Origin of the sequence: Streptomyces sp. NPDC048718 (assembly GCF_043198875.1) — a bacterium.
Classification (GTDB): Bacteria; Actinomycetota; Actinomycetes; order Streptomycetales; family Streptomycetaceae; genus Streptomyces.
In genome coordinates this window covers 190,283-216,591 of the sequence record NZ_JBICVG010000005.1, presented here as the reverse complement: position 1 = coordinate 216,591, position 26,309 = coordinate 190,283, and the positions used below count along the sequence as shown (strand labels likewise).

Below are 26,309 nucleotides of genomic sequence, written 5' to 3'. Positions count from 1 at the left end.
CCATGACCCGCGCCGAGACCGCCCCGTTCCGGTTCTTCCCCCTCCAGGTCGACCGGACGCGGCGGCTCGGCCGGTCGCTGGTCCGGGTCACCTTCACCGGTGAGGCGACGAAGGGCTTCCGCTCCGGGGGCCACGACCAGTCGCTCTCCCTCTTCCTGCCGCACCCGGGCCAGGACGCGCCCGTCCTGCCGCCGCTGGACACCCCGGACATGTACGCGATCCTGGGCGCGTGGCGCGCGATGCCGCACGCGGAGCGGGCGGTGATGCGCTCGTACACCGTCCGCGCCCAGCGCACCGCGCCGGACGGGACCGCCGAGATCGACATCGACTTCGCCGTCCACGCCGGCGGCGGGCCCGCCTGCCGCTGGGCCGAGACGGCCCGGCCCGGGGACCGGGTGGTCGTCCTGGGTCCGGCCGCGGCCGACAACACCGGGGTACGCTTCCGGCCCCCCACCGACGCCGACGCCGCCCTGCTCTGGGGCGACGAGACCGCCCTGCCGGCCGTCGCCGGAATCCTGGAGCGGCTGCCCGCCGGCTTCCCCGTCCGCGTCTTCCTTGAAGTCCCGCACACCGAGGACCGGTTGGAGCTGGAGACGGCGGCCGACGCCACCGTTTCCTGGCTCGTACGGGACGAGGGCGCGCCGTCCGCCGTGGCGGCGGTCGCGGCGGCCGAACTGCCGGGCTCCGCGCCGTACGTCTGGCTCTCGGGCGAGTCCGGCTCGGTGAAGGCGCTGCGCCGCCACTTCGTCCGCGAGCGCGGGCTCGACCGGCGGCGGGTCACCTTCGTCGGCTACTGGCGCAAGGGCCTGTCCGAGGACGCGCTGCGCGACGTCCCGGACGAGACGGCCGAAGAGGCGCGGGCCGAATAGACCTCCCCGGAAGAAGGGCGGGCCGGCGCGTAGCGGACCGCCCGCGCGGCACCGCAAAGACCACCACTCCCCCGCCACACCCCCCGAAAGCCCCTCGATTCCACGGAATTGAGGGGCTTTCGCTTATTCAAGGTTAGGTTAGGCTAACCTAACTAAAACCGACCGAGTCCGCTCCCGGAAGGGCCACCCCCCATGCGCTCCCACCTGCTCAACGACACGACGGCGGACGTCTACCGACGCTCCACCACCGAAGGAGTCGAGCGAGTGGCCCGCCGGCTCGCCGCGACGCGCGGCCCGTTCAGCGGGGTCACGCCCGCCGCACTCGCCCCCGTGGTCGACGCCGTGGACCTCGACCGGCCGTTGGGCGACGTCCGCGCCGCGCTCGACGAGCTGGAGGACGTCTATCTGCGGGACGCGGTCTACTTCCACCACCCTCGCTACCTCGCGCACCTCAACTGCCCGGTGGTGATCCCCGCCCTCGTCGGCGAGGCCGTCCTGTCCGCCGTCAACTCCTCCCTGGACACCTGGGACCAGAGCGCCGGCGGCACCCTCATCGAGCGCCGGCTGATCGACTGGACGACCTCCCGGATCGGCCTCGGCCCGCTCGCCGACGGCGTGTTCACCAGCGGCGGCAGCCAGTCCAACCTCCAGGCGCTGCTGCTCGCCCGCGAGGAGGCGGGCGCGGTCGACACCTCCCGGCTGCGGATCTTCGCCTCCGAGTGCGGACACTTCAGCGTCCAGAAGTCGGCCAAGCTGCTCGGCCTCGGCCCGGACGCCGTCGTCACCATCCCCGTCGACGGCGAGCGCCGGATGCGGTCGGTGGTCCTCGCCGCCGAACTCGCGGCCTGCCGCGCCGAGGGCCTGATCCCGATGGCCGTCGTCGCCACCGCCGGCACCACCGACTTCGGCTCGATCGACCCGCTGCCGGAGATCGCCGCGCTGGCCGCAGAGTACGGCGCCTGGACGCACGTCGACGCCGCCTACGGCTGCGGACTGCTCGCCTCGCCGACCCGCCGCCACCTCCTGGACGGCATCGAGCGGGCCGACTCGGTCACCGTCGACTACCACAAGTCCTTCTTCCAGCCGGTGAGTTCGTCCGCCGTACTGGTCCGCGACGGAGCGACGCTGCGGCACGCCACGTACCACGCGGACTACCTCAACCCGCGGCGCGCGGTCGCCGAGCGGATACCCAACCAGGTCGACAAGTCCCTCCAGACCACCCGCCGTTTCGACGCCCTCAAACTGTGGATGACGCTGCGCGTCATGGGCGCCGACGGCATCGGCGGACTCTTCGACGAGGTCTGCGCGCTGGCCCGGGAGGGCTACGAGCTGCTCGCCGCCGACTCCCGCTACGAGGTGGTCACCGCGCCCAGCCTGTCCACCCTCGTCTACCGCTACATCCCCACGCCGTCCGGCGCCGGCGTGTCCCCAAAGGACGTCGACCGCGCCAACCTGCACGCCCGCAAGGCCCTGTTCGCCTCCGGCGAGGCCGTGGTCGCGGGCACGAAGGTCGACGGCCGCCAGTACCTGAAGTTCACCCTGCTCAACCCCGAGACCACCACGGCCGACATCGCCGCCGTCCTCGATCTGATCGCCGGCCACGCCGAGCAGCACCTGGGAGAGAACCTTGTCCACGCCTGAGACGCGTCAGTCGCCCGAGCCGCCCGCCACGGCCCCGACGCCCGGCCGTTACGACTTCATCGGCATCGGGCTCGGCCCCTTCAACCTGGGCCTCGCCTGCCTGACCGAGCCGATCGCCGAACTCAACGGCCTCTTCCTGGAGTCCAAGCCGGACTTCGAGTGGCACTCGGGCATGTTCCTGGACGGCGCCCACCTCCAGACGCCGTTCCTGTCGGACCTCGTCACCCTCGCCGACCCGACCTCCCCGTACACCTTCCTCAACTACCTGAAGGAGAAGGGCCGGCTCTACTCCTTCTACATCCGCGAGAACTTCTACCCGCTGCGCACCGAGTACAACGACTACTGCCGCTGGGCCGCCGCACGGCTGTCCTCGATCCGGTTCAACGCCACGGTCGCCTCCGTCTCCTTCGACGAGGCCGCCGAGGAGTACGTGGTGACCACCGAGGCCGGCGGCGCCTACCGGGCCCGCCGGATCGTGCTCGGCACCGGCACCACCCCGGTCGTCCCCGAGTCCTGCCGGGACCTCGGCGGCGACGTCCTGCACACCTCACGCTACATGCGAAGCCGCGAGGCGCTGCTGAAGAAGAAGTCCATCACCCTGGTCGGCAGCGGCCAGAGCGCCGCCGAGATCTACTACGACCTGCTCGGTGGCATCCACGAGCACGGCTACCGGCTGAACTGGGTGACCCGCTCCCCGCGCTTCTTCCCGCTGGAGTACACCAAGCTCACCCTGGAGATGACCTCGCCCGAGTACGTGGACTACTTCCACGAGCTCCCCGAGGACACCCGCCACCGCCTGGAGAAGGAACAGAAGGGCCTGTTCAAGGGCATCGACGGCGCGCTCGTCGACGCCATCTTCGATCTGCTCTACCAGAAGAACCTGGACGGCCCCGTCCCCACCCGGCTGCTCACCAACTCCGCGCTGACCTCGGCCCGTTACGACGAGGCTGCGGGCACGTACTCCCTCGGCTTCCGCCAGGAGGAGACGGGCAAGGACTTCGACCTTGAGAGCGAGGGCCTGATCCTCGCCACCGGTTACGGCTACGAGCCGCCCGCCTTCCTCGTGCCGATCGCCGACCGGCTGCGCCGGGACTCGCGCGGCCGCTTCGACATCGCCCGCAACTACGCGATCGACGTCACCGGCCACGGCGTCTACCTCCAGAACGCCGGCACCCACACCCACTCGGTGACCTCGCCGGACCTGGGCATGGGCCCGTACCGCAACGCCTACATCATCGGCGACATGCTCGGCGCCGAGTACTACCCGGTCGAGAAGACCATCGCGTTCCAGGAGTTCGGCATATGACCACCACCGCAGGCATCGGCCTCCGCCCCCTCGACCCCGCCCGGGACGCGGAACTCGTCCACGCCTGGGTCACCCACCCCAAGGCCGCCTTCTGGATGATGGGGGACGCGTCGGTCCAAGAGGTCGAGCAGGCCTACGCGGAGATCACCGCGCACCCGCACCACGACGCCTTCATCGGCCTCGTCGACGGAGCGCCCGCCTTCCTCATGGAGCGCTACGACCCCGCCCACGTCGAACTCGTCGGCCTGTACGACCCGTTGCCCGGCGACGTCGGCATGCACTTCCTCGTCGCACCGACCGACACCCCCATGCGCGGCTTCACCCGCCGGGTCATCACCGGGGTGATGCGCGAACTCTTCGCCGACCCGGCCACCGCCCGCGTGGTCGTCGAGCCGGACGTCCGCAACGCCGCCGTGCACACGCTCAACAAGGCCGTCGGCTTCGTTCCCGAGCGGGAGATCCGCAAGCCGGAGAAGAACGCCCTGCTGAGCTTCTGCACCCGCGCGGCCTTCGAGACGGCGACCGGAACCGGGACCGGGACGCCGACCGCCGCGACCGCGACCGCGACCGCGACCGGGAAGCGGACCGAGGCCGCGGCCGGAACGCCGTCCGGGGCCGGTGCCGCCGTCGCCCACCTCACCCCCGCCCGCTGGGCCGACGCCACCCGCGCGCTGATCCGCAAGGGCCTCGCCGAGTTCACCCACGAGCGGCTGCTGACCCCGCGCGAGGCGGGCGACGGGCGCTACGAGGTGCTCAGCGACGACGAGCGCACCACGTACGGCTTCACCGCCGACCGCTACGCGCTCGACCACTGGGACATTCACCCCGAGTCGATCAGCCGCCGCCGTGACGGCGCCGAACTCCCCCTCGACGCGCTCGCGTTCATCACGGAACTGCGCGGCTGCCTCGGCCTGTCGGACACCGTCCTGCCGGTGTACCTGGAGGAGATCTCCGCGACCCTCGCCGGTACGGCGTTCAAGGCGACGAAGCCGGAAGTGAGCGCCGCCACGCTGGCCCGCTCCGGCTTCCAGGACATCGAGACCGGGATGACGGAGGGCCACCCCTGCTTCGTCGCGAACAACGGCCGGCTCGGCTTCGGCGTCGACGAGTTCCGCGCGTACGCCCCCGAGGCCGCCACGCCCGTCCATCTCGTCTGGCTGGCCGCGCACCGGGACCGGACCACGTTCACCGCCGGGGCGGGCATCGACTACGAGCGCTTCATCCGCGCCGAGCTGGGCGACACGGCCGTGGACGGCTTCGCCGCCGCCCTCGCCGCTCGCGGCCTGGACCTCGCGGACTACCTCCTCGTGCCCGTGCACCCCTGGCAGTGGGGGAACAAGCTGAGCGTCACGTTCTCCGCCGAAGTCGCCCAGGAGCGGCTGGTGTTCCTGGGCGAGGGCGACGACGCCTATCTGGCCCAGCAGTCCATCCGCACCTTCTTCAACACCTCCGACCCGGCGAAGCACTATGTGAAGACGGCCCTGTCCGTCCTCAACATGGGCTTCATGCGCGGGCTTTCGGCGGCCTACATGGCGGCGACGCCCGTCATCAACGACTGGCTGGCCGAACTGATCGCGGCGGACCCGGTATTCACGGCGGTCCGGTTCTCGATCATCCGCGAGCGGGCGGCCGTCGGCTACCGGCACCTGGAGTTCGAGGCGGCCACCGACCGCCACTCCCCCTACCGCAAGATGCTGGCCGCGCTGTGGCGCGAGTCGCCGGTGGCCTCGCTCGCCGAGGGCGAGCGGCTCGCCACCATGGCCTCGCTGCTGCACACCGACCACGCCGGCGCGTCCTTCGCGGGCGCGCTGATCAAGGACTCGGGCCTGACCCCGGCCGACTGGCTGCGCCGCTACCTCGACGCGTATCTGCTGCCGGTGCTGCACAGCTTCTACGCGTACGACCTGGCGTACATGCCGCACGGCGAGAACGTGATCCTCGTCCTCGACGAGCGCGGCGCGGTCGTACGGGCGGTGTTCAAGGACATCGCCGAGGAGATCGTGGTCATGGACCCGGAGGCGGTGCTGCCGCCGACGGTGGACCGGATCCGCGCCGACGTACCCGAGGACATGCGGCTCCTGTCGGTCTTCACGGACGTCTTCGACTGCTTCTTCCGCTTCCTCGGCGCCACCCTGGCCGCCGAGGGCGTGCTCGGCGAGGACGACTTCTGGCGGACGGTCGCCGCCTGTGTACGGGACTACCAGGCGGCCCACCCCGAGCTCGCCGAGCGCTTCGCCCGGTACGACATGTTCACGCCCACCTTCGCGCTGTCCGCGCTGAACCGGCTCCAGCTGCGGGACAACAAGCAGATGGTGGACCTGGCGGACCCGTCGGGAGCGCTTCAGCTGGTCGGCGAGCTGGAGAACCCGATCGCCCGGTTCGCCTGACCGGGACCGGGAGCGGACGCGGAAGGCGGACGTACGAAAGAGAGGAAGACAGGGGCCCGAGTGCGGGCCCCGGCGGAGTACGGCCCTCCACCGGGGCCCACACACCCTTGCATTCACGCCCAGACGCCGCGCGACCGCCTGGCCACTCTCCGTATCGAAAACCCCCTCTTCCGATCAAGGTTCAGACCAATCGGCCCGTTCGAGGGTGTGATCATGGCGGCACTTGCCCGTTTTCGGGCAAGATTCTTGCATTGCCCATCGATCAAGCCGCAAGATTCACGGGTGCTCGAACGCCGACCGTCGCACGACGACCTCATCGACCATCTGGTCCGCAGCACCGCGCTCCGGCGCGGTGAGGCCGCCCGGGTGGTGCTCGACGTGCTGGCGTACTTCGACGAGTCGACCGAGGAGTTCGTGCGGCGTCGCCACCGCGAGCTCCAGGCCGGCGGTTCCGTGAACGCGCAGATCTTCGAACAGATCGCGTCCGAACTGCCACACCGCGCCGTGGCGCCACCGGAGCTCTCCCTCCGGCAGCTGCGCCGCATCGTGTACGGCTGACAGCCGGCCGGCAGCGGCCAGCGACGGCCGGACCGGCCCGCACGGGCCGGCGAACGGAACGAAACGAAGCGAAGCGACCGGGCATCACCACCGGACTTTGGAGGGTCAACACTCATATGTGCGGAATCGTCGGTTACATCGGCAAGCGTGACGTCGCCCCCCTGCTGCTCGAAGGGCTGCAGCGCCTGGAGTACCGGGGTTACGACTCCGCCGGCATCGTCGTCACCAGCCCCAAGGCCGCCGGCCTGAAGATGGTCAAGGCCAAGGGCCGGGTCCGCGACCTGGAGGCCCGGGTCCCCAAGCGCTTCGCGGGCACCACCGGTATCGCGCACACCCGCTGGGCCACCCACGGCGCCCCGAGCGACGTCAACGCCCACCCGCACCTCGACCCCGAGAACAAGGTCGCCGTCGTCCACAACGGCATCGTCGACAACGCGGCCGAGCTGCGCGTCCGCCTGGAGGCGGAGGGCGTCGTCTTCGCGTCCGAGACCGACACCGAGGTCATCACCCACCTCATCGCCCGCTCCCAGGCCGACACCCTGGAGGAGAAGGTCCGCGAGGCGCTGAAGAGCATCGAGGGCACGTACGGCATCGCCGTCATGCACGCCGACTTCAACGACCGCATCGTGGTGGCCCGCAACGGCTCCCCGGTCGTCCTCGGCATCGGCGAGAAGGAGATGTTCGTCGCCTCCGACGTCGCCGCCCTGGTCGCCCACACCCGCCAGGTCGTCACCCTCGACGACGGCGAGATGGCCACCCTCAAGGCCGACGACTTCCGCACGTACACGACGACCGGCGCGTCCACCCAGGCCACGCCCGAGACCGTGGAGTGGGAGGCCGCCTCGTACGACATGGGCGGCCACGACACGTACATGCACAAGGAGATCAGCGAGCAGCCCGACGCGGTCGACCGCGTGCTGCGCGGCCGGATCGACGACCGCTTCTCCACCGTGCACCTCGGCGGCCTGAACCTGGACGCCCGCGAGGCCCGCTCCATCCGCCGCATCAAGATCCTCGGCTGCGGCACCTCGTACCACGCCGGTCTCATCGGCGCCGGTCTCATCGAGGGCATGGCCCGTATCCCGGCCGACGCCGAGCCGGCCTCCGAGTTCCGCTACCGCAACCCGGTGGTCGACCCGGACACCCTCTACATCGCCGTCTCCCAGTCCGGTGAGACGTACGACGTGCTCGCCGCCGTCCAGGAGCTGAAGCGCAAGGGCGCCCGCGTCCTCGGCGTGGTCAACGTGGTCGGCTCCGCGATCGCCCGCGCGGCGGACGGCGGCATGTACGTGCACGCCGGCCCCGAGGTCTGCGTCGTCTCCACCAAGTGCTTCACCAACACGGTCGTCGCCTTCGCGCTGCTCGCGCTGCACCTCGGCCGGATCCGCGATCTGTCGGTCACCGACGGCAAGCGGATCATCGAGGGTCTGCGCCGGCTGCCCGGCCAGATCGAGGAGATCCTCAAGAACGAGGACGACATCAAGAAGCTGGCGCAGCAGTACGCGGGCGCGCAGTCGATGATGTTCATCGGCCGTGTCCGGGGCTACCCGGTCGCGCTGGAAGCCTCCCTCAAGCTGAAGGAGATCTCCTACATCCACGCCGAGGCCTACCCGGCCTCCGAGCTGAAGCACGGTCCGCTGGCCCTCATCGAGCCGGCCCTGCCGACGGTCGCGATCGTCCCGGACGACGCCCTGCTGGAGAAGAACCGCGCCGCCCTCGAGGAGATCAAGGCCCGCAGCGGCCCGATCCTCGCGGTCGCGCACCAGCCGCAGGAGAAGGCCGACCACACCATCGTCGTGCCGAAGAACGAGGACGAGCTCGACCCCATCCTGATGGGCATCCCGCTCCAGCTCCTCGCGTACCACACGGCGCTCGCCATGGGCCGCGACATCGACAAGCCGCGCAACCTGGCGAAGTCCGTCACGGTCGAGTAGCGAGGCCGTCCGGGCCTGTCTCCCGGACCCCCGGCCGCGGGCCTGTCCCCCGCGGCCGACTGGACACAGCGGAGCCCCCGCGCATCCCAGGTGCGCGGGGGCTCCGCGCTTTTTGGCGGGCGGGGCGCCTGTGCGGGCGTACGGGGTCTACGGGGCGTACGGAGCCCTTACGAGCCCCGTCCCGGCGGGAGTTGGGACTTACAGTCCGTCAGCTCGCCGTACAGGGGCCTGGGTTGGGGAGGACTGCCGGGCCAGGGCCCGGCAACCGTGCCCCGCCCCCCTCCTCCGCACCCCTCCCCCTCGCCCGTTCTCCGACGTGCGGGGTCCGGCATCCGGTACGCCGCGTCCGGCGCGCGTGGCGTGAAACGCCCCTGCCGGACCGCCCGGGTGTTACGGAGCAGGGGTTACGGAGTGCCCCCGGGTGTCACGGGATGACGACGACGGGACGCTGGGCGCGGCGGGCGAGCCGGCCGGCGACCGAGCCGAAGATCCGGCCCACGATGCCGTGGGTGGAGCCCACGACGATCGCGTCCGCCGCGTACTCCTTGCCGACCTCCTCCAGTTCGTGACAGATGTCCCCGCCGCGTTCGACGAGGATCCAGGGGACCTCGGACAGGTAGTCGGCGCAGGCGAGTTCGAGCCCGAGCACTTCGGTGCGGTGGTCCGGCACGTCCACGAAGACCGGTGGTTCGCAGCCGGCCCACACGGTGGTGGGGAGTCGGTTGGCGACGTGCACGATGATCAGGGCGGAGCCTGACCTGCGTGCCATGCCAATGGCGTACGCGAGTGCGCGTTCACTGGATGTCGAGCCGTCGAAGCCCACGACGACTCCGTGCCGGAAGGCCGGATCGCAGGCGTGACGGGGCTGTTCCACCGCGAGGGGGTCGACCGTGGAGTCGGCGACGCGCTTGCGGTCCGCGGGTTCGGGGAATTCGTGACCGGCCATCGGTGTCTCGGCGAAGAGAGTCCTCTGTGGAGGAGCGGAAAGGACGGGGAGCGGAACAACGGTTGGCGGCGGAGCTGTGTCCGGGAATCATCTTCCCAAGCCCATACCCCCAAGGGTACGGCGGCACTCCTCTCGTGCCCAGGTACGCCACCGCGGGCGTTCGGACGGTTCCAGGGAGCATGCACGAGGCCCGTGCCGCTGCGCAATGCCGGAAAGGCCCTCTCCGCGTCCGTTCGGCCCCGGAGCGCGACCCCGGCGGGTCCCGTCTCCGGCGAACGGAGCGTCCCGTTCCCCGTTTGCCCAGGTCAGCACCGGTGTCTCGGAATCAACCCGGGCTCCCGCCGTCACCCGTCGGCCGTCAGCTCGACGTCCACCCGACGCCCCGTGTGTCAGCCGGGACGGTGATGGCCGGCCCCGCGCCGTCCACCCGCACCGGCGCGCGCCGCGGGGGTGAAGGGGTGCGCCGGGCGCTCGTAGGCGCGCGTCGTGAAGGTCGGGTCCCGGCCGTGATCGGTTGCGCGCCGGGCCCGCGCCGGAGCCGTACCGAGCGGGCGGCCAGGCCGTGTTCCCCCGCTTCCCACCCGTCCCGGCGGCCACGAGGGCCGCCCGGCGCCCGTGTTGTGCCGGCCGGCGCCTACGACGCGGTAACTTCCGCGGAAGTTGACAGGATGGGCCGCCAGGCTGCGTATGTTTTCAGCCAACTTCCAAAGATCAGCCAATCCCTGGCCGAAGAGCGGTCAACCCGCGTACGCCCAGGCATGACGGCGTTACGGCGCGCCACACGATCGAACGCTTCGCGCCAAGTTGTCATGTCGACAATGTGCCGGAAGGAGAAGTTGTCACGTCGGCGCCATGGGACACAGTAGATTCGATCATGGGTACCGAAGACTGGGGTCTCGCGCAAAACCAAGGGGAAACGTGGCAATCCGACACGACCAGGGAGACGCCAACACCGAGGGGGGCTTAGCGTCATGAGCCAGGACTCCGCCGCACCGGAGGCGGCGGTACGGAAACTGTCCGGGCGCCGCCGTCGCGAAGTCGTCGCGGTACTGCTGTTCAGCGGCGGCCCCATCTTCGAGAGCTCGATTCCGCTCTCCGTATTCGGCATCGACCGCCAGGACGCGGGAGTTCCGCGTTACCGGCTGCTCGTCTGCGCCGGCGAAGAGGGTCCGCTGCGGACCACGGGCGGACTCGAACTCTCCGCGCCCTACGGCCTGGAGGCGATCAGCCGTGCCGGCACGGTCGTCGTACCGGCCTGGCGCTCGATCACCTCGCCGCCGCCGCCGGAAGCGCTCGAAGCGCTCCGCCGGGCGCACGAGGAAGGAGCACGCATCGTCGGTCTGTGCACCGGCGCGTTCGTGCTCGCCGCCGCCGGGCTGCTCGACGGCCGTCCGGCGACCACGCACTGGATGTACGCGCCGACGCTCGCCAAGCGCTACCCGTCGGTCCATGTGGACCCGCGGGAGCTCTTCGTCGACGACGGCGACGTGCTGACCTCGGCCGGCACCGCGGCCGGAATCGATCTGTGTCTGCACATCGTGCGGACCGACCACGGCACGGAGGCCGCGGGCGCCCTGGCGCGCCGGCTGGTCGTCCCGCCGCGGCGCAGTGGCGGTCAGGAGCGCTACCTCGACAGGTCTTTACCTGAGGAGATCGGCGCCGACCCGCTGGCCGAGGTCGTCGCCTGGGCGCTGGAGCACCTCCACGAGCAGTTCGACGTGGAGACGCTCGCGGCGCGCGCGTACATGTCACGGCGGACCTTCGACCGCCGCTTCCGCTCGCTGACCGGTTCGGCTCCGCTCCAGTGGCTGATCACCCAGCGGGTGCTCCAGGCGCAGCGGCTCCTGGAGACCTCCGACTACTCGGTCGACGAGGTCGCCGGGCGCTGCGGCTTCCGCTCGCCGGTGGCCCTGCGCGGGCACTTCCGGCGCCAGCTGGGCTCGTCGCCGGCCGCGTACCGGGCGGCGTACCGCGCCCGGCGTCCGCAGGGCGACGGCGGTCCGGCACTGCTCGACGCGGCCGTCCCGGTGGCCCAGGTGCCCGCCCAGGCGCAGGCCGGCATGGGAGCGGGGATGGGGAGCATGCCGGGGATGTCCGGCGGCATGCCGGGGGCGATGCAGGCCCAGGCGGGTCCGCCGCCGGTGCTGCGCCGTCCCGGTGGGCCGATGGAGCCGGGCAAACCGGCTTCGGACGCCTTCACCCCGGGCCGCCCGGCCCTGCCGGGCCAGCGCAGCGCCCCCTAGGTGAAGCCGGGCCCCTACGGCCCGCGCCGAGATCGACCGAACGAAGGGTTTCCCGGGATCGCCTCCCGGGAAGCCCTTCGTTCGTCTTACGGCCATAAGGTAGGACGCATGAACGATCGCATGGTGTGGATCGACTGCGAGATGACCGGGCTCTCGCTGACGGACGACGCACTCATCGAGGTGGCCGCACTGGTCACCGACTCGGAACTGAACGTACTCGGCAAAGGGGTGGACGTCGTGATCCGCCCGCCGGACGCGGCCCTGGAGACCATGCCGGAGATCGTGCGCGACATGCACACGAAGTCCGGGCTGCTCGACGCGCTCGCCGGGGGCACCACCCTCGCCGACGCGGAGGCCCAGGTGCTCGCGTACATCCGCGAGCACGTCAAGGAGCCCGGGAAGGCTCCGCTGTGCGGAAACTCGGTCGGCACCGACCGGGGCTTCCTCGCGCGGGACATGCCGGCCCTGGAGGGGCACCTCCACTACCGGATCGTCGATGTCTCCTCGATCAAGGAACTGGCCCGCCGCTGGTACCCGAGGGCGTACTTCAACAGTCCGGAGAAGAACGGCAACCACCGGGCCCTCGCCGACATCCGCGATTCCATCGCGGAGCTGCGGTACTACCGGGAGGCGGTCTTCGTCCCCCAGCCCGGCCCCGACTCGGAGACCGCGAAGCAGATCGCGGCGCGCCACACCGTCCCGGCCGACCCGGCCTGACCGTCCTCTCAGGGGGCGCCCCGGATCCCCCGGGACGCCCCCGCTCGCGCCCGCCGGAATCCCGGCCGGATCGCCTCCGGAACCCCGCCGGAACGCCGCTCGGAAAACGTGTGCGCGAGCACCCCCAAAAACCCTGTAGACTTCTTCTCGGCCGGTCAGGGAAGCCCTCGGGCAGAAGACCGGACATGGTGGGTGTAGCTCAGCTGGTAGAGCACCTGGTTGTGGTCCAGGATGCCGCGGGTTCGAGTCCCGTCACTCACCCTGAAGATGAAGGGCCGGTTCGCGAAAGCGGACCGGCCCTTCATCGTTTCCGCCCCCTCCTCGCCCCCTCCCCCACCCCTTCGACCGAGGGGCCGGGGCGACTGCGGGAACCGTACGGTGACGACACGAAGACTGTGACGTGCATCACCCCTTCAGGATCGGCTCATGCAGCGACACGGGCTCCTGGTGAAGCTCAACGCCGGTCGTCCGGGCCACGTCTCGCGCCATACGCCTCAGGGCAGCCATGACACCGCTCGCCGTCGCACCGTCGCGGGCGGTCAGTGTCAGCACCCGCCGGGAGGAGCAGACCACGCCGGGTTCCATCTGGAGGCCGGGCGTGTACCCGCAGTTCTCCAGCAGCCATCCTGCGCTGGCCCGGGTCACACCGTCTGGGTCCTGGTGGACCGGGCCGCCGGCGGCTCGCAAGGCGGCGGCCTGGGCTGCCGTCACCGGCGGGTTCATGAAGACGCTCCCCGCTTGTCGCACATCCGGGCCCGCCGTCGGCAGCGTGAGGCCGCGGGCGCGCCGATCGGCGATCACTCCGGCTGCGGCTTCTGCGAGTGGCGGGCGCGCGCCGAGGGGGATGTCGAGGGCGCAGGCGAGATGGCTGTAGGTCACCGGCGCCGCGCTACGACTGCGGGTCAATCGCAGGGTCACGGCGAGGATGGTCCAACGGCCCGGCTGACGCTTGAAGAGGGAGGAGCGGTACCGGAATCCGCACTGCGTGGCGTCGAGACGCGTGAGTCGGCGGTGGGTCCAGTCGTAGGCCGTGATCGTGGTGAGGCAGTCGCTGATCTGCTGCCCGTAGGCGCCCGCGTTCTGCACCGGTGCCGCGCCGACCGTGCCGGGCATTCCGCCGAGGTACTCGACGCCGGACAGCCCCTCGGCCACGGCGTGGCGCACGAGGTCGCACAGCGGTTCGCCGGCCTGCGCGGTGACGTCGACCGTGTCCGCGCCCACCGGGTGGGTGGTGATGCCACGGGTGGCCATGCGGATCACCGTCCCCCGGTAGCCGGCGTCGTCGGCGAGGGTGTTGCTGCCGCCGCCGAGGATGAACGGCCGCTCCCCGGCGGCCTGGACGGTGTCGGTCCAGCCGTCCGGGTCGTGGTGGGTGAGCAGCTGGTCGGCGGGGCCGCCGAGGCGGAAGGTCGTATGCGTCGACAGCAGCTCACCCACGGAAGCCTCCTTCGGGTCAGACGGTGGAAATGGTCTTGAGGGCCAGGGCGCGCAGCGGGGCGATCCGCGTGCGGGCGGTTCCGGAGTACACGGCGTTGGTGCAGATGACGGTGTAGCGGCCGGTCTCCGGCGCGAGGTAGAGGCTGGTACCGGTCCAGCCGTGGTGGTAGGCGATCCCGCCGGGGGCGAGGATCCAGCCCAGCCCGCGGTCGAGGCCGGGTTCGATCGGGGCGTGGGGGGTGAGGCCGGCGCGCAGCCAGTCGCCCAGCGCGCCCTCGTCCTGCCGGTAGGCCGCCAGCAGGAATTCGGCGTACGTCGCGAGGTCGGCCGAGGCGGAGAAGGCACCGGCGTGGCCCGCTACGCCGCCCAGCTGGGCGGCGTTCTCATCGTGCACCGAGCCCCAGATCCTCGGGGCGCCGAGCAGGCGCTGCTCGGTCGGCGCGACGGTGGGGCCGCGGCCGACCGGCCCGTACAGGGTGCCGCCCATGCCCATCTCCCGCCACATGTTCGCCGCGAGGACGTCGAGCGGCTGTCCGTGGACGTGCGCGAGCGCCAGGCCGAGGAGGATGAACCCGCGGTTGATGTATCGGTGCCGGCCTGGCACGTCCTCCAGCGGCTCCCGGCACAGCAGCTCGTACAGCGGCCGGTCGGCGCCGCGGTAGTGGTCGAGGCGGGTCGAAGCGCGCAGCCCGGAGGTGTGGGCGAGGAGCTGCCGGATGGTGGCCTGCCCACTGGGCGCCTCGCCGGTCATGGCCGGAAGTACGTCCCGGACCGGTGCGTCGAGGTCCAGCAGGCCGTCGGCGACCGCACGTCCGACGAGCGGCCAGGTGGCGACGATTTTCGTCAGCGAGGCGATGTCGTACGTGGTCGTCTCATTGGGGGCCGCGTCCCCGGCCTCGGGGGCGATGACGCCGGCGGTCAGCGTGCGGCGGGGGCCGTCGAGGGTGCCGGTGATGACGACGCCGCCGGGGGTGGCGCCGTCGACGACGACCTCGTCAAGGGCGGCCTGGAGCCGGGTCTGATCGTCGGAGGAGAACGGGGTGATCACGGGCATGGGGGCGCCTCCGGGTAGGTGGTGATGTCGGCGCCCAGCCTGGCCAAATGGGTCAGCATGTGGCCGTAGCCGCGCCGCAGGTGGTGCATGCCGCGGATCGTAGAGGTCCCGTCGGCGACGAGGGCGGCCAGTAGTAGAGCTGTGACAGCCCTGATGTCGCGCGCTCCGACGTCCGCCGCACGCAGGGGCGTTACGCCGCTCACGAAGATCTCGGGCCCCCTGGAGGAGACGGCGGCGCCGAACGCCGCAAGGCCGTCGATGTGGGTGTCACGCCGGGGGTAGATCCGCTCGGCGATGACGGACGTGCCGTGCGCCTGGGTGAGCATCGCGGCCAGTTGCGGCGCTGTGTCCGTCGGCAGGCCCGGGTGGGGACCGGTGGCGGTCTCGATGGCCTGTAGGGGGCCGGTGACCGCCATGCAGATCCCCTCCGGCTGGTCTGCCAGGAGAATCCCGGCCTCGGCAAGGGGCGAGGTCAGACCTCGGGGGAGGTCGTGGGTGGTGATGCCGCCGAGGGTGACGGAGCCTCCGGTCGAGGCTGCCGCCATGATCATGGTGGCAGCCTCGATCCGGTCTCCGAGCACGGTATAGGCGCCGCCGGCCAGGTGCTTGGTGCCGGTGACGTGCAGCCCGGCATGGTCCGCGTGGATGTCGACACCCCGCTCCCACAGGAATCGGCTGACCTGGGCCACTTCGGGCTCGATCGACGGGCTCGTGATCAGGCTCGTGCCGGGCGCCCGCGCCGCGAGTAGCAGCGCGGTGACGGTGGCGCCCAGGCTCGGCCCGTACGGGGTGCCGACGTCGACCGTGAACGGGCGGACGCCGCGCGCCCCGCAGCGCGCTTCGAATCCGGCTTCGGTGCTGTGGATCACGGCTCCGGCCGCTTCCATCGCGGCGAGGTGCCGGTCTATCAGCCGCTCGCAGAACGCGTCGCCGCCCGGACGCGGGAACCGTACCCGGCCGTGGCGGGCGAGGGCGGCGGCGGCCAGTACGCACGTCGTGCGCACGCGGCGCCCGAGGTCCGGGTGGATCTCCGGGTGGACGCGCTCGGCCGGGGTGACCGCGAACTCGTCGCCGGTGACGGTGGTTTCCGCGCCGGTGTGGGTGAGGATCTGCGCGCATACGTCGGTGTCGAGGATCGCCGGCACCCCGTGGAGGACGACGGGTTCGTCGGCCAGGAGCGTGGCGGCGTACAGGTGCAGGGCGATGTTCTTGCTGCCCTGGACGGTGATCCGTCCCTTCAGGGGCTGGCCGCCGGTGACCCGTACGACAACCTCGTCCCCCGGGAGTACCGCGTGCCTGTCGGTCATCGCGCTCACCGAACCCTCGATCCGACCGGGAGGAACCCGCCGATCTGGTTGTGGGGGTAGATCACCGTTCGGGGGCCGATCAGGGTCCCGGGGGACAGTACGGTCCCGGCCGGGAGCGCGACGCCGTCGCCGATGACCGCGCCGAACTTGGTCTGCCCGGTACGGATGCGGTCGCCGTCGAGGACGACCGTGATCTCGTCGACCGCCGGCTCGACGACGGGACCGCGGTCACAGCGCAGTCCGGTGGTGGAGCAGAACGACCCCACGTTCACGCCGCTGCCGAGGATCGAGTCACCGATGAAGCTCGGGTGCTTCACGAAGCACCCGCCCGCGAGCAGGCTGCGGGTGATCTCCGCGCCGAAGCCGATCTGGCAGCCGGGCCCGATCACGCTGTGGTCGCGAACGAGAGCACCGGCCGCCACGGTGGTGCCCACGCAGATCAGCACGGGCCCGACGACCCGGGCACCGGCCTCGATGCGGGCACCCGCTTCGACGATGACGGTGCCGACGATGTCCGCACCGGGTTCGATCACCCCGCGGGTGGCCGGCAGGCCGTACGCCTCGGGCGCGTCGAGCGCCCGGGTGATGGCGGCCTTGATGTCGAAGACCGAGCCGCAGGATGCGAGCAGGTTCTCGACGTAGTGGCCGAGGCCGCCCGGCTCGATGTAGTAGCGCGGGGTCAGCCGGGCATCCGCTGCGGGGGCGGGGACGATCTCGACGTTCACGGAGCGGGTGTGCGTGGAGAGCTGTTGCATCAGTACCTCCTGGGTGCTGACGGAGACGGCCCAAGCGGCCGTCGTGCTCCCAGGGCACCGCACACGGGCATCGCGAGGTAGCCCGAGGCACATGAGGTGCAAGGTCTTTGCATCTCATGCAAAACGGGCGCGCGGGGGATTGACCGGGCCTACTCTGGGGGACCCCACACGGCCTCGACAGCGGGACGGGGTATGGAACTTCGACCACCACAGTCAGACGAGCCGGGCACGGTGCCGCCCGGCGAGGTCATCCGCAGGGCGCGCCGTACGCAGGGCATGAGCCTGGTCAAGCTGGGCACCCTCACCGGCTACTCGGCGTCCCAGCTCTCCCGACTCGAACGCGGCGCGTCCGCTCTGACCGACATCACGGTGCTGGCCCGCTTCGCCCGAGCGCTCGCCATCCCTCCCCAGGCCCTCGGTCTCGCGCCGACCCCGAGCACCTCTGCCGACGACTGGCACAGCCGGCGCACACACTCCGCTTCTCGCCCGCCCGCCCCTACCCTGGGCCCAGAGCCTGAGGACGGGGAGGACGCGATGAGACGACGGACCGTACTCTCAGGGCTCGCCGCGACTGCCGCCGCCGCCATGGGTGCCCCGGTCACCGGTGCCGGCCCGGCGGACCTGTCCGGGCCGCAGGTTGCCGACAGGATCACTGCGGGTCTGAGAGACGCGATGCTCGGCCTCGGCCCACCGGTCCCCGAGCAGCCGCTCGCTCACCTCGCAGCGGAACTGCGCCGCGCCACCGAGGCGTTCGACGCATGCGCCTACTCCCGTCTCGCCATCCGCCTCCCCTGCCTGCTCCAAGCCGGGCACCAGGCGACAAGTCCGAGCCACCGGCTGGTCCTGGCACAGAGCTATCTCCTGGCCACCCGCGTTCTCATCAAAATGGACGCGCCCGAGCTGTCGTGGCTGGCCGCCGACCGGGCCCAGCAGCACGCCGCCTCGGCCGGCGCGCCCCTCGTCGTCGCCGAGGCGGCCCGACAGCGGGCCGTACTCGCCCGCAAGGCCGGGTGGCACGACCAGGCCGTCACCCTGGCGCTCACCGCTGCCGACGACTCCGCCCTCCGTGACGCGGGCCCCCTGGGGACGGCGCAACGCGGGCTCCTTCTCCAGTGCGCCGCGTACACCGTCGCGCACCAACGCGACCGGACCGGCATGCGAGAACTCACAGCGGAAGCCGCCGCCATCGCCCACACCCTCGGGCCCGGAGCCCGCCTCCGGGACACGAGCAGCGGCGGCTTCACTCCTGCCACCGTGCAGCTGCACCTCATCTCGGCGGAGACCGCCGCCGGCGACCCCTCCACGGCCGTCGCCGCCGCCGACGCCCTCCCCCCGCAGCTCCTTCCGACCGCCGAGCGCCGATCGATGTACTTCACGGACAGGGCTCGCGCGTACGCGCAGTGGGGGCGCCGGGACGACTGCATCAAGTCCCTGCTCCAGGCTGAGCGGCAAGCGCCGGAGGAGACCCATTCACGCCCGGCTGTACGGGCGCTCGTCTCGGGCCTCCTGCTGTCCGGACGTACGACCCCTGACCTGCGAGGCCTCGCCGCTCGTGCGGGCGCACTCGGGGGCTAGCTCCGCCCGAGGGTGTGCCCCGGACCAGAGCCGTCCCAGTCGGCCCCGCGTCCCGCGTCCCGCCGGAGGCTCCGCACAGGTGCCCGTGGGAATCGCCCATGTGGGTGATCAAGTGGCTTCGGCCCCCCTCGCGGCGGGCCCGCGCGCCAGGCTGGTCTCTCCCGGAAGGAGACGCCATGGCGCCCATGCCCCCGCCCTGCCCCCGGTGCACGCCCGCGCCGATGCTCTGGAAGGACACCACCCGCGCCGTCCCGGCCACGCCGGACCGGTGGACCTGGTTCTGCGCCTCCTGCCGCCGCCACTGGGAGCCGACCGCCCAGGAGAAGCGGGAGCTCACCCACGCGCCGGGAGAACAGCGCGGCCCTCTGCACCCGCTCAGCGCCTGACCTTCGAGCCCCGGGCCCGTGAAAGGACACCACCCCGTATGCGCCCCCACCGCTTCACCGACCTCGTGCGCGACCTCGCCGCCGACGACCCCGCCGTCAGCCGCGCGCGGACGCTCGCCGAGGACGGCGACACGAAGCACCCGTTCGGCCTGTCCCTCACCCTGACGTCGAGCGGCGAGAGCCGCTGGCAGTTCGCCGGCCAGCTGCCCGACGGGGCGAAGCACGAGGGCTTCACCGACGAACCCGTGACGGGCGCCCCGGCCCCGGCGATGGGGGCTCCGGGCACCGCCGACGTTCCCGAGGCATGGTTCGCGGCCGTCCTCACCGCCGCGGAGTGCCCCGAGATCAAGGCGGTCGAACGGTGGTCCACCCGCCCCGCGGAGGCGGGCGAGTCGGGCCGCAGCGGCCTCACCGTCACCTTCCACAACGGCGCCCGCATCTTCGCGCGCCAGATGTAGAGCCCCCCACCGGACCGCCTCCCCGCCGGGCCCCTGTGCCCGGCCCCGAGCGCGGGTTACCTTCGGCGCGACGGGCGTCGACGCAGGGGGAGCGCACATGATCACCACGGATGACGGAGTACGGCTCTGGGCCCGGCGGACGGGCTCCGGGGCGACCCCCCTGGTGCTGTGTCACGGCGGGCCCGGCATCCGGGACACCTTCGGCGAGCTCGCGGACCGGCTCGGCGACCGGCACACGGTGTACCGCTGGGACCAGCGCGGCTGCGGGCGCTCCGAGGGGCGGGACGGCGGCGCGGAGGCGTACACGCTCGCCCGCGCGGTCGCCGATCTGGAGGCCGTACGACGGGGGTTCGGGCTTGAGCGGATGGTTCTGCTCGGGCATTCCTGGGGCGCGTACCTCGCCCTCCGCTACGCCCTCGACCACCCCCGGCGGGTCGAACGGCTGGTGTACGTCTCCGGTGTCGGCGTCGGCCCGGAGGAAGAGTGGCGTCCGGCATATGCCGAGAATTTCCTCCGCGCCCTCGGGCCGCGCCGCCGCCGCTGGGAGGAACTGGCCGCGCTCCCCGACCCGTCGCCGGCACAGGAGCGGAAGCAGTGCGTGCTGCGCTGGGCGACCGACTTCGCGGATCCGGACCGGGCGCTCCAGCAGGCGGCGCGGATGGCGACCCCCTGGTACGCGGGCGGTATCCACACCGACGCGGGCCGGTGGCTCGGGGCCGCCAAGCGCGCCGAGGATCCGGCGGCTCTGCTCGCGCGGTGCGCGCGGCTCGATGTGGAGACGGTCGTCGTGGACGGCGCTCTCGACCTGCGCCCCCGGTCGGCGGTCGACTCGCTGGTGGCGGCGCTGCCCCGGGTGCGGCGGGTGACCCTGGCGGACGCCGGGCATATGCCGTGGGAGGAGGACTGGCACGGGTTCCGGGCCGCCGTGACCGGGTGACACGGACGTACGGACAGGGGAAGGGCGGGCGGGGGCGTCCAGGCATATGCCCGGATGCCCGTGGCTCAGCGGAAGACCGACGGCGGCGGTACGGGCGAGGGCTTGGCGCTCGCGTCGGTGACCGGGACCGCGCCTCCGGTGAAGTCGGCGAGGGCGCGGCCGTGTTCGACCCGGCCCGGGTGCGGGTCGGTCGCCACCCGCCGGGTCAGTTCGGCCACCGGCAGTTCCCGGTCCGCGGCGAGCAGTACGGCGTTGCCGAAGCGCCGCCCGCGCAGCACGGTCGGGTCGGCGGCGAGCGCGAGTTCGGGGAAGACGGTCGCGGCGGTCGCGATCTGGCCGCGCAGATGAGCCAGCGGCGGACCATCGGCGAGGTTGGCCGCGTACCAGCCGTCCGGCCGCAGCACGCGCCGTACCTCGTGCAGGAACTCCGTACTGGTCAGATGCGCGGGCGTACGGGCTCCGCTGAAGACGTCCGCGATGATCAGATCGGCCCAGCCGTCCGGTATCTTCCCGAGCCCGGCGCGGGCGTCGCCGGCGCGCACCCGGATCCGGGCGCCCGGGTCGAGCGGCAGCGCGCGGCGGACGAGCCGGACCAGCGGTTCGTCCAGTTCGACGATCTGCTGGGTGGAGCGGGGCCGGGTGGCGGCGACGTACCGGGCGAGGGTGAAGGCGCCGCCGCCGAGGTGCACGGCCTGGATGGGCCGGTTCGGCGGGGCGACGAGGTCGGCGATGTGGCCGAGGCGCCGCTGGTACTCGAAGGAGAGATACGCGGGGTCGTCGAGGTCGACGTGCGACTGCGGGGCGCCGTCGATGAGGAGCGTCCACGCGTGGGCGCGGTCCCGGTCGGGGACGATCTCGGCGAGCCCTCCGTCGACGGTCTCCACGACCGCCTCGGTTCCCGCCGGACGTTCCCGCTCCCGGTCGCGGTCGCGGTCCCTCCCCCGTTCCTTCTGCTTGTTCCTGGCCACGCCCCCATTATCGGCGCGGGCGGCCGGGCCCTGCCCCACGGGCCCCACCTGTCCCCCGAGCCCCGGGCCTCCTGGGTCCCCCGAGCCCCCGGGTCGCGTCGGGGGCGAGACCTACCGCCGGCGCCTACCGGCTGCCGTCCACCGCCTTGATGAGCCGGGCGGCCTGCCCCAGGGCCTCGCGCAGCATCACCGGGTCGGTCACCGCGCCGTCCTCGCCGGGCGGCAGCAGCCAGTCCGCCGGGCGCGTGGCGGCGCCGTCCGGGCCGGGGAGCCAGGGCGGCCCCGGGAGGCGCAGACCGCGCCCGTCGGTCCGCGTGCAGGCGCTGCCCGGCATGTCCCAGGCCGCCGCCGTGCCGGCAGGCACCAGGAAGCCGAGGGTGTCGCACGCGCCGTCGTGCAGCACCGGGCCGACGGCCGGTGCGCCGCCCCGGCGCAGGATGTCCACCGCCTCCAGGCCCTGCCGGGCCGGAACGGTCACGAGATCGCAAGGCTCGTCCGGCGCCGCCGGGGACGGGTCGGCGTCGGCGTCCTGGGTGGGCGCATGCCCCTCGGGCGACGGCGAAGACGACTCGGACCGGGGCCGGGTGGGGGGAGGAGGCTGGTGCCGGGACGCCGGCCGCGCGTGCGCCGACGGCACCGGAGCCGGCGGCGGCTGAAGGGACGGCACCGGCCGCGGCGGCGCCGGGGCCGTCGTGCTCATCGGTGGTGACGGCGGCATCGGCGGCGACGGAATCGCGGGCATCGGCGGCATCGAGGACAGCGGCAGCGCGGGTGCCGCCGACGACAGTGACGCGGTGTGGTCGACGGCTCCGATGGCTCCGGTGGCTCCGGCCTCCATCATGGGACCCTCCTCATGGGCGCGGAGGAGACGCGTTCGGTCTCTCCGCCCGGTTCAACGCCCTGCCGCGTCAACGGCAACGGCGGCGCGCCGCGCCAAAGGATGGCAGTTCATGGCAGATCACCGGCGAGATATCCGGTTTGTTGGCAAACTCCGCGTGAGCGACCGGTAACAGCGGGTACGTTCGTGCCCGCCGGAACACCGGCAGCACCAGGAGAGGGCTCGGCCATGGCGTTGTCACGGGCAGTTCCCAATCTCGCTTTCCGCCAGCTGCGCGGGGGGCGTTCGCCGGCCGAGTTCGCGGCGCTCGTCCGCCGCTCGGCACGCGAGATCGGCGAGCGGGTCGCCTGCGACGCCCGCTACATCGGGCGCGTGGAGGCAGGCGAGATCCGCTGCCCGAACTACGCGTACGAGCGGGTTTTCCTGCACATGTTCCCCGGGCTGAGCCTCGCGGACCTGGGGTTCTCGGCGAGGGAGGCCGTCCGCGGCCGCGGCGCGGCCATGTCGCCCTCCCCCGCCCTCACCACCCGGAACGATGAGGAGAGCGACGTGCTGCGTCGCGCATTCATGACCGGCGGCACCGCCACCCTTGCGGCCGCCTCCCTGGGACTGGACGACGGCCCCGCCGTCGCGGTCCCCGCGCCCCGCGGCCCCCGCCGCGTCGGCGACACCGAGGTCCGCGCCGTCGAGGACGCCGTACGGAGGATCCGGCTGCTCGACGACCGGCACGGCGCCGAACGCCTCTACCAGCGGGCCACTCAGCCGCTGCGGGCCGCGTACGCCCTGCTCGACGCCGGCGGCACGACCCGCCGGGACACCGCCGGACGGCTGCACAACAGCGCCGGTGAACTGGCCATCTCCGTCGGCTGGCTGGCCCATGACTCGGGCCGGCTGGAGGACGCCCGCTCGCACTACGCCGAGGCCCTGGCCACCGCCCGGGTGGCCGGGGACGCGGCCCTGGAGGCGCACGCCTTCTGCAACACCTCGTTCCTGGCCCGGGATTCACACCGGTACCACGAGGCGGTACGGGCCGCGGAGGCCGGGCTGCGGGCCGCGCAGTCGCTCGGCTCGGCCCGGCTGCTCGCCCTGCTCAGTCTGCGGCTGGCCGGGGCATGGGCCGGGCTCGGCGACCGGGCCGCCTGCGTACGGGCCCTGACCCGCGCGCACACGTTCTTCGGGCGGGGCAGCGCCGACCAGGATCCGGAGTGGATGTCCTTCTTCGGCGAACCGGAGATGGAGGCGCTGGAGGCGAAGAGCTGGTCGCTGCTCGGCGACTGGTCGCGGGCCGCCCGGCACGCCCAGCGGGCCACCCTCCGCCAGGATCCGCACTTCGCCCGCAATCTCGCCCTCTACCGGGCCCAGTTGGCGATCGATCTGGCGCACGCGGGGCGGCCCGACGAGGCGACGGCCGAGGTACGCCGGGTCGAAGCGGCCCTGGACGGCGTGGAGTCGGCGCGCATCCGCCGGATACTGACGGAGACCCGCCGGGTCCTCGCCGGGCGCTGACCCGGCCGACGAGGGCCCGCACGGATGACACCGCCGACTCCCATACGGGGAGTGGGAGTCGGCTTCATGGTGCGCGAACCACCGTGCGAGCGGGACCGGTTCGACACACCGGGCGTCACGCCCCGACGGGCTCCGCGCGGGCGCTGAGCAGGAGGTTCACCGGCTCCCATCCCTCCGCCGGAATGCCCTTCACCGGCTCCCACGCCACGTGGCCGAAGCCGTTCTCCCGGAGGACCTCCTCCATGGTCTCGCAACTCCAGTAGCGGGCCGGGAGGGTGGTGGGCGGGATGGTGGGGATGGTGAGCGGGGAGGGGTCCCCGTCGCGGGGGTCGTCCGGGCGGTTGACGACGAGGCCGTTCATCTGCGCGACGCCGGACGGCAGTCGGGGGTTGCCGACGTAGGCGAGGAAGCGCCCCCCGGTGACGAGATTGGCCCGTGCCCGCCGGAGCATCCTGGCGAGCGCCTCCCTGCTGTCCGCGTAGTGCAGGACCGCGACCGCCACGGCGACGTCGAACGCGCCGAGGACGGGCATGTCGATGGCGTCGTGGACCTCGTACCGCACGCCCAGCGGCTCCGCTTCCTCCAGCCGCCGCGCGGTCTCGACCATGCCCGGGGACAGGTCCACCCCCAGGACCCGGTCCGCGCCCCGCTGTCGCAGCAGCCGGGTATAGGCGCCGGATCCGCAGCCGATGTCGAGGACGGAGTTCCCCTCGACCGGTCCCAGGGCGTGCAGGAGCGAAGGGATCTCGATCAGACCGCGATAGGTGCTGAACACCCGTTCGACATCGGTGTAGTCGGACGCGATCTCGTCGTACTGCTCGGTGAGCGTCACCGGGTTCCTCCGGGGAAGTGGGGGCGCCGGCCGCGGGTCGGCGGCGGGGGGTTCGGTTGCCGGGGGACGGACCACGAGGAAGCCCTGCCGCGGATTGCGGTCGAGGCTGCCGAGGCCCTGGAACAACTCCCGTACGACGGGCATCTCCTTGTGGTAACAGGTGATCGAGGAGGGCACGTCGATGATGGCGGGCGTGTTCAGCAGGAAGGGCAACTCTGCGCGGAGATAGGCGAGTCCCGCCGCCCACTGCGCCTCGGACGCCCCCTCGGGCAGGCTCGGCGCGTGGGACGTCAGCAGGTCGCGGACCTGCTCCTCGGCGGCCCGCGCGAGGAACCCGCGCCCGCCGAGGTCCGGGTCGATTCCGCGCAGGACCTCCTGATAGCTCGGCAGGGCCTCGTACTCCGACAGCGGCCGGACGCGGAAGCGTTCGGACCCGGCGTCGGCGGTCCGTTCCAGCGCGCGCCGGAGTCTGCGCCGGACGTCCTTGAGTATCCGGCGGGTCCGGCCCCGCGCCTCGTCCGGGGTGCACCCCTGCGCCATGAGCATGGTGTCGATGTGGGTGTCGACGTACATCACGTCGATCAGGGAGAAGTGCCGCTCCGCCCAGCCGAGGAGGGCGCTCAACCGGTCCTGGCTGAAGTAGCTGTTGCCCGTACTGACCCCGATCAGTACGTGGTCGCCACGCTCGAAGACCCTGCGGCACATGGCCGTGACGGGCAGCACGTCGAACTGGTTCATGACGTCGTTTCCCTCACGTCACGCGAGCACGACGGACGGGGGTTCCCGCGGGATCAGATCGGAATCCCTCAGGTGGAGCGTGAGCCGCAGGCACACCTCGTCGAGGAAGCCGGCGACATCCCGCTGGATCATCGGACCGCACATGAAATCCTCCAGCCGGCCGTGCAGCGTGAGGAGTTCACCGTCGTCGAGCCCCCGGTCCTTGAGCAGGACCAGGACGCGGCGGGCGGCGTCGATGCACCGGAAGGTGCCGTACAGCTGCGGTTCGTCGATGAGCCCCCGTCCGCTGCTGAGCAGATACGCGGCCAAGAGGACCAGTTCCTCATCGACCGGACGGGGAGATGTTTCCCCAGACTTCATGACTGACCACCTCGCTTCGGTCTCGACGCGGGGGAGATACGAGGTCCCTCTTCGGGTATCCGAGAGTCACCATGAGCAGCGGTTCGAGATGTTCGGGCAGCCGCAGCAGGGTCTGGACGGGCTTGCGGCGGAAACTGGCGGCGGGGCATCCCCCAAGGCCCATGGAGTGCGCGGCGAGCAGCAGGTTCTGTACGGCCATGGCCACGCACAGCAGTCCCTCGTCCCAGAACTCGCCGTCGTCCTTCACGGCCCGGGACCGGTCGAAGCACGCGACGACCACCAGCGGGGACGGCTCGATGAGTCCCGGGGAAAAGGCCCGGAGCACCCGGAGGTTGCGCGGCTCGCGTACGGCCACGAACGCCCAGGCCTGTTTGTTGCCGCCGGTGGGGGCGGCCAGCATGGCGTCGAGCAGGGTGTCCAGCCGGTCGTCGTCCACCGGCTCGGCGGTGAACTGCCGCACCACGCTGCGGGTGCGGATCACTTGCAAGGCGGCTGACGAGGACGCCAGTGACGTGGCCAAGTCCATCCTCTCCGAACCCCGGGAAACGATCACGAGT

The 26,309-nt window shown here is 72.1% G+C and carries 23 protein-coding genes, 1 tRNA gene and 1 pseudogene; 15 read left to right on the top strand and 10 right to left on the bottom strand.

Annotation, left to right across the window (positions count from 1 at the left end):
* The first annotated feature begins 2 nt into the window (after positions 1 to 2).
* The 7 genes and pseudogenes from ACGFRB_RS11595 (at position 3) to glmS (ending at position 8,695) form a co-directional block, all read left to right on the top strand.
* On the top strand, positions 3 to 869 hold the full coding sequence (locus ACGFRB_RS11595) for a siderophore-interacting protein (RefSeq protein WP_393241965.1): 867 nt from the start codon (positions 3 to 5) through the stop codon (positions 867 to 869).
* A 192-nt stretch (positions 870 to 1,061) separates the two neighbouring features.
* Positions 1,062 to 2,510, top strand: a complete 1,449-nt coding sequence (locus ACGFRB_RS11590) for a pyridoxal phosphate-dependent decarboxylase family protein (protein ID WP_393241962.1) — start codon at positions 1,062 to 1,064, stop codon at positions 2,508 to 2,510.
* Positions 2,497 to 3,816, top strand: coding sequence for a lysine N(6)-hydroxylase/L-ornithine N(5)-oxygenase family protein (locus tag ACGFRB_RS11585; protein ID WP_393241959.1), 1,320 nt, complete (start codon positions 2,497 to 2,499; stop codon positions 3,814 to 3,816). Before ACGFRB_RS11590 ends, ACGFRB_RS11585 begins: the two co-directional genes overlap by 14 nt.
* Positions 3,813 to 4,268 (top strand): annotated as a pseudogene (locus ACGFRB_RS11580) (GNAT family N-acetyltransferase); the annotation flags it as partial. The gene ACGFRB_RS11585 and the pseudogene ACGFRB_RS11580, both read left to right, overlap by 4 nt.
* A 219-nt stretch (positions 4,269 to 4,487) precedes the next feature.
* The gene (locus ACGFRB_RS11575; protein ID WP_393242533.1) at positions 4,488 to 6,203 is read left to right on the top strand and encodes an IucA/IucC family protein; all 1,716 of its coding nucleotides are present in this window, start codon (positions 4,488 to 4,490) and stop codon (positions 6,201 to 6,203) included.
* Between the two features lie 282 nt (positions 6,204 to 6,485).
* Positions 6,486 to 6,761, top strand: a complete 276-nt coding sequence (locus ACGFRB_RS11570) for a hypothetical protein (protein WP_361237495.1) — start codon at positions 6,486 to 6,488, stop codon at positions 6,759 to 6,761.
* Positions 6,762 to 6,877: 116 nt separating this feature from the next.
* Positions 6,878 to 8,695: a glutamine--fructose-6-phosphate transaminase (isomerizing) gene (gene glmS, locus ACGFRB_RS11565; RefSeq protein WP_363000577.1), complete on the top strand. Its 1,818-nt coding sequence runs from the start codon at positions 6,878 to 6,880 to the stop codon at positions 8,693 to 8,695.
* 424 nt (positions 8,696 to 9,119) lie between these two features.
* Here glmS and ACGFRB_RS11560 read toward each other — a convergent pair whose 3' ends face one another.
* The gene (locus ACGFRB_RS11560; protein WP_361237489.1) at positions 9,120 to 9,641 is read right to left on the bottom strand and encodes a universal stress protein; all 522 of its coding nucleotides are present in this window, start codon (positions 9,639 to 9,641) and stop codon (positions 9,120 to 9,122) included.
* Between the two features lie 971 nt (positions 9,642 to 10,612).
* Between ACGFRB_RS11560 and ACGFRB_RS11555 the strand changes: the two genes are divergently transcribed.
* The 3 genes from ACGFRB_RS11555 to ACGFRB_RS11545 all read left to right on the top strand — a co-directional run bounded on the left by ACGFRB_RS11555 (position 10,613) and on the right by ACGFRB_RS11545 (position 12,862).
* Complete coding sequence (locus tag ACGFRB_RS11555) at positions 10,613 to 11,884, top strand: helix-turn-helix domain-containing protein (RefSeq protein WP_393241954.1); 1,272 nt, start codon at positions 10,613 to 10,615, stop codon at positions 11,882 to 11,884.
* 108 nt (positions 11,885 to 11,992) lie between these two features.
* Positions 11,993 to 12,601 (top strand): oligoribonuclease, encoded by a 609-nt coding sequence (gene orn, locus ACGFRB_RS11550; RefSeq protein WP_393241951.1) that lies wholly within the window; start codon positions 11,993 to 11,995, stop codon positions 12,599 to 12,601.
* Positions 12,602 to 12,789: 188 nt separating this feature from the next.
* Positions 12,790 to 12,862: transfer RNA gene (locus ACGFRB_RS11545), tRNA-His, on the top strand.
* Between the two features lie 144 nt (positions 12,863 to 13,006).
* Here the strand turns inward: ACGFRB_RS11545 and ACGFRB_RS11540 are convergent.
* Genes ACGFRB_RS11540 through ACGFRB_RS11525 form a run of 4 tightly spaced genes read right to left on the bottom strand, consistent with a single transcriptional unit; the run spans position 13,007 to position 17,154 of the window.
* The gene (locus ACGFRB_RS11540) at positions 13,007 to 14,038 is read right to left on the bottom strand and encodes a UDP-N-acetylmuramate dehydrogenase (RefSeq protein ID WP_393241948.1); all 1,032 of its coding nucleotides are present in this window, start codon (positions 14,036 to 14,038) and stop codon (positions 13,007 to 13,009) included.
* A gap of 16 nt (positions 14,039 to 14,054) precedes the next feature.
* Positions 14,055 to 15,092, bottom strand: coding sequence for a serine hydrolase domain-containing protein (locus ACGFRB_RS11535; protein ID WP_393241945.1), 1,038 nt, complete (start codon positions 15,090 to 15,092; stop codon positions 14,055 to 14,057).
* Entirely contained in the window at positions 15,083 to 16,399 is a 1,317-nt protein-coding gene (locus tag ACGFRB_RS11530) for a UDP-N-acetylglucosamine 1-carboxyvinyltransferase (protein ID WP_393241943.1), read from the bottom strand. The genes ACGFRB_RS11535 and ACGFRB_RS11530 overlap by 10 nt, the downstream gene beginning before the upstream one ends.
* Positions 16,400 to 16,404: 5 nt before the next feature.
* Complete coding sequence (locus ACGFRB_RS11525) at positions 16,405 to 17,154, bottom strand: hypothetical protein (protein WP_363000588.1); 750 nt, start codon at positions 17,152 to 17,154, stop codon at positions 16,405 to 16,407.
* Between the two features lie 192 nt (positions 17,155 to 17,346).
* Here ACGFRB_RS11525 and ACGFRB_RS11520 point away from each other — a divergent pair, with 192 nt between their 5' ends.
* The 4 genes from ACGFRB_RS11520 to ACGFRB_RS11505 all read left to right on the top strand — a co-directional run bounded on the left by ACGFRB_RS11520 (position 17,347) and on the right by ACGFRB_RS11505 (position 20,510).
* Positions 17,347 to 18,729, top strand: a complete 1,383-nt coding sequence (locus tag ACGFRB_RS11520; protein WP_393241939.1) for a helix-turn-helix domain-containing protein — start codon at positions 17,347 to 17,349, stop codon at positions 18,727 to 18,729.
* Between the two features lie 176 nt (positions 18,730 to 18,905).
* Complete coding sequence (locus tag ACGFRB_RS11515) at positions 18,906 to 19,115, top strand: hypothetical protein (protein ID WP_393241937.1); 210 nt, start codon at positions 18,906 to 18,908, stop codon at positions 19,113 to 19,115.
* 38 nt (positions 19,116 to 19,153) lie between these two features.
* On the top strand, positions 19,154 to 19,573 hold the full coding sequence (locus tag ACGFRB_RS11510) for a hypothetical protein (protein ID WP_393241934.1): 420 nt from the start codon (positions 19,154 to 19,156) through the stop codon (positions 19,571 to 19,573).
* A 97-nt stretch (positions 19,574 to 19,670) separates the two neighbouring features.
* Positions 19,671 to 20,510, top strand: a complete 840-nt coding sequence (locus tag ACGFRB_RS11505; RefSeq protein WP_393241931.1) for an alpha/beta fold hydrolase — start codon at positions 19,671 to 19,673, stop codon at positions 20,508 to 20,510.
* 65 nt (positions 20,511 to 20,575) lie between these two features.
* Here ACGFRB_RS11505 and ACGFRB_RS11500 read toward each other — a convergent pair whose 3' ends face one another.
* Positions 20,576 to 21,394, bottom strand: coding sequence for a fused MFS/spermidine synthase (locus ACGFRB_RS11500; protein WP_363001692.1), 819 nt, complete (start codon positions 21,392 to 21,394; stop codon positions 20,576 to 20,578).
* A gap of 208 nt (positions 21,395 to 21,602) precedes the next feature.
* Positions 21,603 to 22,115 (bottom strand): hypothetical protein, encoded by a 513-nt coding sequence (locus ACGFRB_RS11495; RefSeq protein ID WP_393242531.1) that lies wholly within the window; start codon positions 22,113 to 22,115, stop codon positions 21,603 to 21,605.
* A 429-nt stretch (positions 22,116 to 22,544) separates the two neighbouring features.
* On the opposite strand from ACGFRB_RS11495, the gene ACGFRB_RS11490 reads away from it, so the two are divergent.
* Positions 22,545 to 23,822: a tetratricopeptide repeat protein gene (locus tag ACGFRB_RS11490; protein WP_393241929.1), complete on the top strand. Its 1,278-nt coding sequence runs from the start codon at positions 22,545 to 22,547 to the stop codon at positions 23,820 to 23,822.
* 115 nt (positions 23,823 to 23,937) lie between these two features.
* Here the strand turns inward: ACGFRB_RS11490 and ACGFRB_RS11485 are convergent, their stop codons facing one another.
* From ACGFRB_RS11485 to ACGFRB_RS11475, 3 genes are read right to left on the bottom strand one after another with little or no spacing between them, the layout of a single operon-like run.
* Positions 23,938 to 25,392, bottom strand: coding sequence for a tRNA-dependent cyclodipeptide synthase (locus tag ACGFRB_RS11485; RefSeq protein ID WP_393241927.1), 1,455 nt, complete (start codon positions 25,390 to 25,392; stop codon positions 23,938 to 23,940).
* 18 nt (positions 25,393 to 25,410) lie between these two features.
* Entirely contained in the window at positions 25,411 to 25,752 is a 342-nt protein-coding gene (locus ACGFRB_RS11480) for a DUF6092 family protein (protein WP_393241924.1), read from the bottom strand.
* Complete coding sequence (locus ACGFRB_RS11475; RefSeq protein ID WP_393241921.1) at positions 25,715 to 26,272, bottom strand: nitroreductase family protein; 558 nt, start codon at positions 26,270 to 26,272, stop codon at positions 25,715 to 25,717. Before ACGFRB_RS11475 ends, ACGFRB_RS11480 begins: the two co-directional genes overlap by 38 nt.
* Positions 26,273 to 26,309: the final 37 nt, after the last annotated feature.

What these genes read in the sequence shown, in the direction of transcription:
- ACGFRB_RS11485 (WP_393241927.1), bottom strand. Translation starts at nt 25,392, where the DNA reads ATGAACCAGTTCGACGTGCTGCCCGTCACGGCCATGTGCCGCAGGGTC.
- ACGFRB_RS11480 (WP_393241924.1), bottom strand. Translation starts at nt 25,752, where the DNA reads ATGAAGTCTGGGGAAACATCTCCCCGTCCGGTCGATGAGGAACTGGTC.
- glmS (WP_363000577.1), top strand. Translation starts at nt 6,878, where the DNA reads ATGTGCGGAATCGTCGGTTACATCGGCAAGCGTGACGTCGCCCCCCTG.
- ACGFRB_RS11535 (WP_393241945.1), bottom strand. Translation starts at nt 15,092, where the DNA reads ATGCCCGTGATCACCCCGTTCTCCTCCGACGATCAGACCCGGCTCCAG.
- ACGFRB_RS11515 (WP_393241937.1), top strand. Translation starts at nt 18,906, where the DNA reads ATGGCGCCCATGCCCCCGCCCTGCCCCCGGTGCACGCCCGCGCCGATG.
- ACGFRB_RS11595 (WP_393241965.1), top strand. Translation starts at nt 3, where the DNA reads ATGACCCGCGCCGAGACCGCCCCGTTCCGGTTCTTCCCCCTCCAGGTC.
- ACGFRB_RS11525 (WP_363000588.1), bottom strand. Translation starts at nt 17,154, where the DNA reads ATGCAACAGCTCTCCACGCACACCCGCTCCGTGAACGTCGAGATCGTC.
- ACGFRB_RS11590 (WP_393241962.1), top strand. Translation starts at nt 1,062, where the DNA reads ATGCGCTCCCACCTGCTCAACGACACGACGGCGGACGTCTACCGACGC.
- ACGFRB_RS11520 (WP_393241939.1), top strand. Translation starts at nt 17,347, where the DNA reads ATGGAACTTCGACCACCACAGTCAGACGAGCCGGGCACGGTGCCGCCC.
- ACGFRB_RS11490 (WP_393241929.1), top strand. Translation starts at nt 22,545, where the DNA reads ATGGCGTTGTCACGGGCAGTTCCCAATCTCGCTTTCCGCCAGCTGCGC.
- ACGFRB_RS11530 (WP_393241943.1), bottom strand. Translation starts at nt 16,399, where the DNA reads ATGACCGACAGGCACGCGGTACTCCCGGGGGACGAGGTTGTCGTACGG.
- ACGFRB_RS11560 (WP_361237489.1), bottom strand. Translation starts at nt 9,641, where the DNA reads ATGGCCGGTCACGAATTCCCCGAACCCGCGGACCGCAAGCGCGTCGCC.
- orn (WP_393241951.1), top strand. Translation starts at nt 11,993, where the DNA reads ATGAACGATCGCATGGTGTGGATCGACTGCGAGATGACCGGGCTCTCG.
- ACGFRB_RS11555 (WP_393241954.1), top strand. Translation starts at nt 10,613, where the DNA reads ATGAGCCAGGACTCCGCCGCACCGGAGGCGGCGGTACGGAAACTGTCC.
- ACGFRB_RS11510 (WP_393241934.1), top strand. Translation starts at nt 19,154, where the DNA reads ATGCGCCCCCACCGCTTCACCGACCTCGTGCGCGACCTCGCCGCCGAC.
- ACGFRB_RS11505 (WP_393241931.1), top strand. Translation starts at nt 19,671, where the DNA reads ATGATCACCACGGATGACGGAGTACGGCTCTGGGCCCGGCGGACGGGC.